The 6,887-nt window shown below is 74.2% G+C and carries 7 protein-coding genes; 2 read left to right on the top strand and 5 right to left on the bottom strand.

Translation table 11 applies throughout. From position 1 onward, the window contains the following. Positions 1–477 precede the first annotated feature (477 nt). Genes ACGF3I_RS35105 through ACGF3I_RS35085 form a run of 5 tightly spaced genes read right to left on the bottom strand, consistent with a single transcriptional unit; the run spans position 478 to position 5,011 of the window. Positions 478–1,446, bottom strand: coding sequence for a tyrosine-protein phosphatase (locus ACGF3I_RS35105; protein WP_393139370.1), 969 nt, complete (start codon positions 1,444–1,446; stop codon positions 478–480). Between the two features lie 55 nt (positions 1,447–1,501). Next, positions 1,502–2,554 (bottom strand): NAD(P)H-dependent flavin oxidoreductase, encoded by a 1,053-nt coding sequence (locus tag ACGF3I_RS35100; RefSeq protein WP_393139372.1) that lies wholly within the window; start codon positions 2,552–2,554, stop codon positions 1,502–1,504. A 20-nt stretch (positions 2,555–2,574) separates the two neighbouring features. Further along, positions 2,575–3,321 carry a CoA-transferase subunit beta gene (locus tag ACGF3I_RS35095; protein ID WP_393139368.1) on the bottom strand — a complete coding sequence of 249 codons (747 nt, stop codon included), beginning with the start codon at positions 3,319–3,321 and terminating at the stop codon, positions 2,575–2,577. Continuing rightward, positions 3,318–4,160 (bottom strand): CoA transferase subunit A, encoded by an 843-nt coding sequence (locus tag ACGF3I_RS35090; RefSeq protein WP_393139366.1) that lies wholly within the window; start codon positions 4,158–4,160, stop codon positions 3,318–3,320. Before ACGF3I_RS35090 ends, ACGF3I_RS35095 begins: the two co-directional genes overlap by 4 nt. Beyond that, the gene (locus tag ACGF3I_RS35085; protein WP_393139364.1) at positions 4,157–5,011 is read right to left on the bottom strand and encodes an enoyl-CoA hydratase family protein; all 855 of its coding nucleotides are present in this window, start codon (positions 5,009–5,011) and stop codon (positions 4,157–4,159) included. The genes ACGF3I_RS35090 and ACGF3I_RS35085 overlap by 4 nt, the downstream gene beginning before the upstream one ends. A gap of 55 nt (positions 5,012–5,066) precedes the next feature. Here ACGF3I_RS35085 and ACGF3I_RS35080 point away from each other — a divergent pair, with 55 nt between their 5' ends. Together ACGF3I_RS35080 and ACGF3I_RS35075 are read left to right on the top strand one after the other, a co-directional pair. Next, positions 5,067–5,864: an SDR family oxidoreductase gene (locus tag ACGF3I_RS35080; protein ID WP_393139362.1), complete on the top strand. Its 798-nt coding sequence runs from the start codon at positions 5,067–5,069 to the stop codon at positions 5,862–5,864. After that, positions 5,861–6,775, top strand: coding sequence for an SDR family oxidoreductase (locus tag ACGF3I_RS35075; protein ID WP_393139360.1), 915 nt, complete (start codon positions 5,861–5,863; stop codon positions 6,773–6,775). Before ACGF3I_RS35080 ends, ACGF3I_RS35075 begins: the two co-directional genes overlap by 4 nt. Positions 6,776–6,887 lie beyond the last annotated feature (112 nt).

Raw genomic sequence — 6,887 nt, 5'->3', positions numbered from 1 at the left:
GGGCTGGAAGGGTTCGGCCCCTGGGGCTGCGCCCCAGACCCGCTGAGGGGCTCCGCCCCTCGGACCCCGGCGGGGGCTGCGCCCCCTGCACCCCCTTTCGCGCCTGAACGGCGCTCGGCCTCAATCGCCGGACGGGCTGAGGTGGCCTGGTGCTGCCCAGCACCAGGCAGTTAAGGGGCGCGGGGAACTGCGCGAGTAGCGAGCACGGTCCGCACGCGACCGAGGGGTTGGGGGCGCGAGGAACTGCGCGAGGCAGGCTGGGCTACTCGCGCGGCGCAGGACCGGTCCCGCCAAGGGGCGCGGGGAACTGCGCGAGAAGCGACCACGGCCCGCAGCTGAATGCCGCACGCGTGCACCCCGCCCCCCGGAGTGGCCAGCCCTGCCAGGGGCGCGGGGAACTGCGCACACCCCGGGCACCCCAGCCCTGCCAGGGGCGCGGCAAACTACGCACCCCCAGGGCCGCCCCCAGAGGCGGGGCTACGGCACGAGGCGGGTTCTCAGTGCGGCCAAGTCGGGCAGGGGCAGGCCCAGGCCCCGGGTCAGGTACCCGTACAAGTCCCCGTACCGGGAAGCGAGTTCGTCCAGGGCCGCCGCCAGGTACTCCCCCCGCACCTCCTGCAACGGAATCAGCAGATCCGGATCCTGCATCACCCCGGACTGCTTCAGCCCGGCCCGCAGGGCCGCGTCCGCCGCCGCCCGGAACCCGTTCGACGCCAGGTAGTCCTGCTCCGCCGTCCCCGCCGGCACCCCCACCGCGCGCAGCAGCACGTAACTCAGCCACCCCGTACGGTCCTTGCCCGAGGAGCAGTGGAAGAGCAGCGGGCCGCGCCCGGACGCCAGGTCCTTCAGGGTCGCCCCGAACTGCGCCCGCGCGTCCGCGTCGGAGACGAACGCCCGGTACACCGTGCGCATGAGCGCCTCCGCCTTGCCGTGGCCCAGCATCGCGTCCTGCGTCGCCGGGTCCCTGGAGCCGATCGCCGTCACCATCTGCGCGTACAGACCGCTGTCGGTGACCGGACGCGGCGTCGCGGCGAGCCCGGCGGGCAACCGGTCGGGGCCGTCGTACTGCAGCTCGACCGGCACCCGGAAGTCCACCGCCTCGCGCAGCCCGAGACGGCCGAGCGTCGCGATGTCCGCGTCCGTCGTCCTGTTGAGCGCGTCGGCCCGGTAGGCCACCCCGTACCGGACGCGTCCGCCGTCGTACGTCCGGTATCCGCCCAGGTCGCGGACGTTGACCGCGCCCTGCAGCACGATCTGCCGGGGAGAGGGGGCGGTGGCGGCGCGGTGCTGTGCGGGGCCCGCGGCCAGGGGGACGGGGCCGTTCGGCGCCGCCGTGGCCGTGGCGGGCAGCACGCCCACCGCCAGCGCCGCGGCGACCACGGCCGTCACCGATCTGGCACGTGTCACCGTACGGGTGTGACGGCGCAGTCGTTGTTGCTGTTTCATGGGGGATCAACTCCCTTGTCCGGTAGGCCGGTAGGCCGGTAGGCCGGTAGACGAGTCAGGGGGGTGGGGTGGGGAGGGCGGACAGGGTCTTCGCCGCTTCCCCCAGTACGCGGCCGATCAGTTCCTCGCAGCTCGGGAGGTCCTCGATCAGGCCGGCCACCTGGCCGGAGGCCATCACGCCCAGGTCCGTGCGACCCTCGACCATGGACGCCCTCAGCAGCATCGGGGTGTTCGCCGCGAGGAGAACCTGACTCCATGTCAAATCCTTGCCGTGCTTCATCGCCAGGCCGTCCCGCACGAGTTGGGGCCACGTCTGCCCGGAGATCCGCCGGAACCCGGCGGCCCGGCGGACCGCCTGCACCAGGGCCCTGGCGCGCCCCGCACCCTCCAGGGACCGCACGAGATCCGTGCGCAGCATGCGGTGCGGCAGGCCGTCCACGGCGGTGGTCACCGTGACGTCCCGCACCGCGGCCCGCAGGTACATCGCCTTCACCGCGTCGGGGACCGTCGAGTCGGAGGTGAGCAGGAAGCGGGTGCCCATCGCGATGCCGGCCGCGCCGTAGGCGAGCGCGGCCACCAGACCCCGCCCGTCGTGGAAGCCGCCCGCGGCGACCACCGGAATGCCGACCGCGTCCACCACCTGCGGAAGCAGCACGGTGGTGGCGACCTCGCCGGTGTGGCCGCCGCCCTCGCCGCCCTGCACGATGACCGCGTCCGCACCCCACGCCGCGACCTTCTCGGCATGGCGCCGGGCGCCGATGGAGGGGATCACGACGACGCCCGCGTCCTTCAGCTCGGCGATCAGTTCGCGGGAGGGGGCGAGCGCGAAGGAGGCCACGCGGACGCCCTCCTCGATGATGATCCGCACCCGCTCGCGGGCGTCGGCGGCGTCGGCCCGCAGGTTGACCCCGAACGGCTCCTCGGTGCGGGAGGCCACCTCCCGTACGGCGGCGCGGAGTTCGGCGGTCGTCATCGTCGCCGAGGCGAGGATGCCGAGCGCCCCCGCGTTCGCGGTCGCCGAGACCAGCCGGGGACCGGCGACCCAGCCCATGCCGGTCTGCACGATCGGATGCCGTACGCCGACCAGCCGGGTCAGTGCCGTCTCCAGGCGGGGGAGCGGGGCCCCGGTCACCGGCCGACCTCGCCCTCGCGCAGGCCGTCCGGGTCGATGACCTCCCGGATCAGACGCAGCTCCGCCGCCGACGGCTCGCGGGTGAACGCCGGCCGGTCCGGCACGGCGAGCTCGAACGCCGTCGCCCCGCGCACCTCGTCGAGCGTGACCCCGGGGTGGAGGCAGACCAGCCGCATCGAGTGGTCCGGCGTCGCGAAGTCGAAGACGCCCAGGTTGCTCACGACCCGGGGGATGCGGTGGTAGCGGGTGGCGGAGGGACCCGCCGCGGCGGCGCTGTCGTAACCCACTCCGCTGATCATGTCGACGCGCGGTACGAAGACCCGCGTCGAATGCCGGGGGACCCAGTAACTCACCGGATTGTTCAGGGTGTTGACGGGCGCGCCGCGCACCCCCAGGAGCTGGCGCGCGGGCCGCTCCCAGGCGCCGATGCAGGAGATGTTCTGGTTGCCGAACCGGTCGATCTGGCCGGCGCCCATCATGACGTGCCGCTTCCCGCCGGTGACCATCGCCAGGTGTCTGCGGTAGGGCAGCCAGCCCTCGGGCCTCCCGTCGGGGCCGACCAGCATCGCCTCGCCGTCGGTGAGCAGCAGGTCGGGCGAGAAGGTCCGCCGGGCCAGGCGGGCGCCCACCGAGGGGATCAGGCCCATGGGGCTCGCGAGCACCTCCCCGTTGTCGCGCCAGGCCTCGGCGCAGGCGATCACGCAGTACTCGGCGCGGGAGACCCGCGCGGCGTCCGTCGTCATGCGCGCTCCTCGTGCCAGCTCTGCACCGCACTCTGGTAGGACTTCTCGTCGGGCCCGGACAGGAACCGTTCGGCGAACTCGGCCCAGGGCGTGGACGCGTACAGCTTCTGGAACGGCTCGTCACGGCCGTAGTCCGGCGCGCACGAGGTGAAATGGGCGCCCTGGGGACACTCGACGACCCCCGTGACCGCGTACCGCCCGACCAGCAGGGACTGCGGCACGGCCCCGTCGAAGCCGTCCACGATCCGCTCGCACGAGACGTACGCGCTGTCCGCTGTCTCGCAGAACAGGTCGTCGAAGTACGGGTCTGGGCCCAGGTACTGGCCGTTGCCCAGCCGGTCGGCGCGGTTGAGGTGGACGAGCGCCGCGTCCATGCGCAGGGCCGGCATCGCGACGAACGTCTCGCCGTCCTCGTACGGTGAAGTGACCGTGCGCAGCCCGGGGTTGACCCGCATCACGTCCGAGCCGAGGCCCGCGCGGACCGGCAGGAACGGCAGCCGGTTCGCCGCCGCGTGCAGTCCCCACATGAACATCGCCTCGTCCACCTCCATCAGCTCGAAGGCCCCCGCCTGGCGGGCCGCGCGGAAGTGCGGTTCCAGGGGGATCGAGTCGAGCGTGGCGAACGGCGCGACGAGCCGGCGGATCCGTCCGGCGGCGGCCAGCAGCCCGACGTCGGGGCCGCCGTAGGAGATCACGGTGAGGTCGGTGACGGAGGAGCGCAGCAGGGCCCGGACCAGGGCCATCGGCTTGCGGCGCGAACCCCAGCCGCCGATGCCGACGGTCATGCCGCTGCGCAGCCGCGCGACGACGTCCTCCGGTGTCATGGTCTTGTCGGTCACGGCGAGGCCTCCTCGGTGGCCGGTGTGGCTGGTGTTGCTGGGGTGGCTGGTGTTGCCGGGGTGGGGGAAGCGGCGGGGGTGGCCGGTACGGCAGGGGCAGTGGTGGCGGTGGCGGTGGCGGCGAAGGTGTCGCGGACGCGGTCGGCCACGCCGCCGAGCGCCGCCTCGAAGGTGAAGCCCTGCTCGAAGCGGTAGCTGCGGCGCACGTCGACGGGGTCGATGCCGTTGATCGCGGCCTTGGCCAGGCGGATCAGGGTGCCGTCCTTGCGGGCGATCTCGGCCGCCAACTCCAGTGCGGCGGACAGGAGTTGATCTCGCGGTACGACCTTCCACACCGAGCCGTGGGCGTGCAGCTCCTGGGCCGTCGCGGTGCGCGAGGTGTAGTACAGGGCGCGCATCAGATGCTGGGGGACCAGGCGGGCCAGATGGGTGGCGGCGCCGAGCGCGCCGCGGTCCAGCTCGGGCAGGCCGAACACGGCGTCCTCGCTCGCCACGATCGCGTCCGCGTTGCCGACCAGTCCGATGCCGCCGCCCAGGCAGAACCCCCCCACCGCCGCGACGACCGGCACCTCGCACTCGTACACCGCGGCGAAGGCCTCGTAACAGCCCCGGTTCACGCCGATGAGCGCGCTTTGGCCGCGGTCGCGCTGCAACTCCTTGATGTCGACCCCGGCGTTGAAACCGCGGCCCTCGGCGGCGAGCACCACACAGCGGACCTCCGGATCGCGTCCGGCCGCCCGGACCGCGTCGGCGAGTTCGTACCAGCCCCGTACGGGCAGGGCGTTGACGGGCGGGAAGTCGACGGTGACGAGGCGAATGCCCTTCTCGGGGCTTGAGGTGGAGACACCCATGGGCGGATCAGCTACCTTTCCACCAAACATTTGTTAGGTGGGGAAGGTAGCGCGGATGGAGCTGACCGGGAAGGTGGTCGTCGTCACCGGGGGAACCCGGGGCGTGGGCGCGGGGATCGCGCGGGCGTTCCTCGGGGCGGGCGCGGACGTCGTCGTGTGCGCCCGCAGACCACCGGACGCACCGCTGCGCGCCGGCGGACGCACGGCCGAGTACCGCCCGCTCGACCTGCGCGAACCGGCCGCCGTACGGGACTTCTTCGCGGGCGTCGCCGCGGACTGCGGCCGTCTGGACACCCTGGTCAACAACGCGGGCGGCACCCCCTACCGGCTGCTCGACGAGGGCGGGGCCGAGCGGCACGCGCGGGTCGTCGAACTGAACCTGGTGGCCCCGCTGACGGCCTCGCTCGCGGCCCGCCCGCACCTGCGGGCCGCGCGCGGATCCGTCGTGATGATCGGCAGCGTGAGCGGGGGACGGGCCTCGCCCGGGTCGGCCGCCTACGGCGCGGCCAAGGCCGGACTCGAAGGGCTGGCCCGCTCCATGGCCGTCGAGTGGGCACCCGAGGTGCGCGTCAACACCCTCGTCCTCGGCATGGTCCGCACCGAACTGAGCGCCCTGCACTACGGCGACGCGCAGGGTCTCGCGCGGGTGGCCGCCACCGTGCCGCTCGGCCGGCTCGCCGAGCCCGAGGAGGTCGGCGCCGCCGCCGTCTTCCTCGCCTCGCCGGCCGCCGCCTACATCAGCGGTGCCTGTCTGCACGTCCACGGCGGCGGCGAACGCCCCGCGTTCCTGGACGCGGCCACGGTCAACCGGACGACCGAAGCGGTCAACGAGCTTGAGGAGAACGGAAGATGAGCCGACTCAGCGAGGGACGGGTGGTCGTGGTGACCGGGGCGGGCCGGGGGCTGGGACGGGCCCATGCCCTGGCGTTCGCCGAGCAGGGCGCCCGCGTCGTCGTGAACGACCTGGGCGTCGGGCCCGACGGAGCCGGGGCCTCGGGCGGGCCCGCGCAGGAGGTCGTCGAGGAGATCCGCGCCGCGGGCGGCGAGGCCGTGGCGCACGGCGGCGACATCGCCACCACCGAGGGCGCGGCCTCCCTGGTCGCGACGGCCGTGCGGACGTTCGGCGCGCTGCACACCCTGGTCAACAACGCGGGCTTCCTGCGCGACCGGATGCTGGTCAACCTGGACGAGGACGACTGGGACGCGGTGATGCGCGTCCACCTCAAGGGCCACTTCCTGCCCCTCAAGCACGCCGCCGCGTACTGGCGCGCCGAGGCCAAGGCGGGGCGCGAGATCGCCGCGCGCGTGGTCAACACCAGTTCCGGCGCCGGCCTGTTGGGCTCGGTCGGGCAGGGCAACTACAGCGCCGCTAAGGCCGGCATCGTGGGGCTCACGCTGGTCGCCGCCGCCGAGATGGGCCGCTACGGCGTGCAGGTCAACGCGATCGCGCCGGCCGCCCGTACCCGGATGACCGAGGGCACCTTCGCCGAGGCCATGGCGGCGCCCGGCGCCCCGGGCGCCTTCGACGCGATGGCCCCCGAGAACGTCTCCCCGCTCGTGGTGTGGCTCGGCTCGGCCGCGAGCGAGGGCGTCACCGGCCGCGTCTTCGAGGCGGAGGGGGGCCGCATCACCGTCATGGAGGGCTGGCGGCCGGGCCCGGGCATCGACAAGGGGGCCCGCTGGAGCCCGCGGGAGGCGGGCGAAGCCGCCCTGGAGCTTCTTGCGCGGGCCGAGAGGGTGGGGGTGGTGTATGGGTCGCGGTAGGGGGGGTGGATAGGCCCGGGGGGGGGGGGGGGGGGGGGGGGGGGGGGGGGGGGGGGGGGGGGGGGGGGGGGGGGGGGGGGGGGGGGGGGGGGGGGGGGGGGGGGGGCGGGGG

This window comes from Streptomyces sp. NPDC048111 (assembly GCF_043202815.1).
Taxonomy (GTDB): domain Bacteria; phylum Actinomycetota; class Actinomycetes; order Streptomycetales; family Streptomycetaceae; genus Streptomyces.
Note: the sequence above shows the minus strand (reverse complement) of the source record. Positions and strands in the feature narration are given on the sequence as shown.

Excerpts from the sequence above, each read along its gene's own strand:
- ACGF3I_RS35095 (WP_393139368.1), bottom strand. The coding sequence starts at position 3,321 with ATGACGACGGACGCCGCGCGGGTCTCCCGCGCCGAGTACTGCGTGATC.
- ACGF3I_RS35075 (WP_393139360.1), top strand. The coding sequence starts at position 5,861 with ATGAGCCGACTCAGCGAGGGACGGGTGGTCGTGGTGACCGGGGCGGGC.
- ACGF3I_RS35085 (WP_393139364.1), bottom strand. The coding sequence starts at position 5,011 with ATGGGTGTCTCCACCTCAAGCCCCGAGAAGGGCATTCGCCTCGTCACC.
- ACGF3I_RS35105 (WP_393139370.1), bottom strand. The coding sequence starts at position 1,446 with ATGAAACAGCAACAACGACTGCGCCGTCACACCCGTACGGTGACACGT.
- ACGF3I_RS35080 (WP_393139362.1), top strand. The coding sequence starts at position 5,067 with ATGGAGCTGACCGGGAAGGTGGTCGTCGTCACCGGGGGAACCCGGGGC.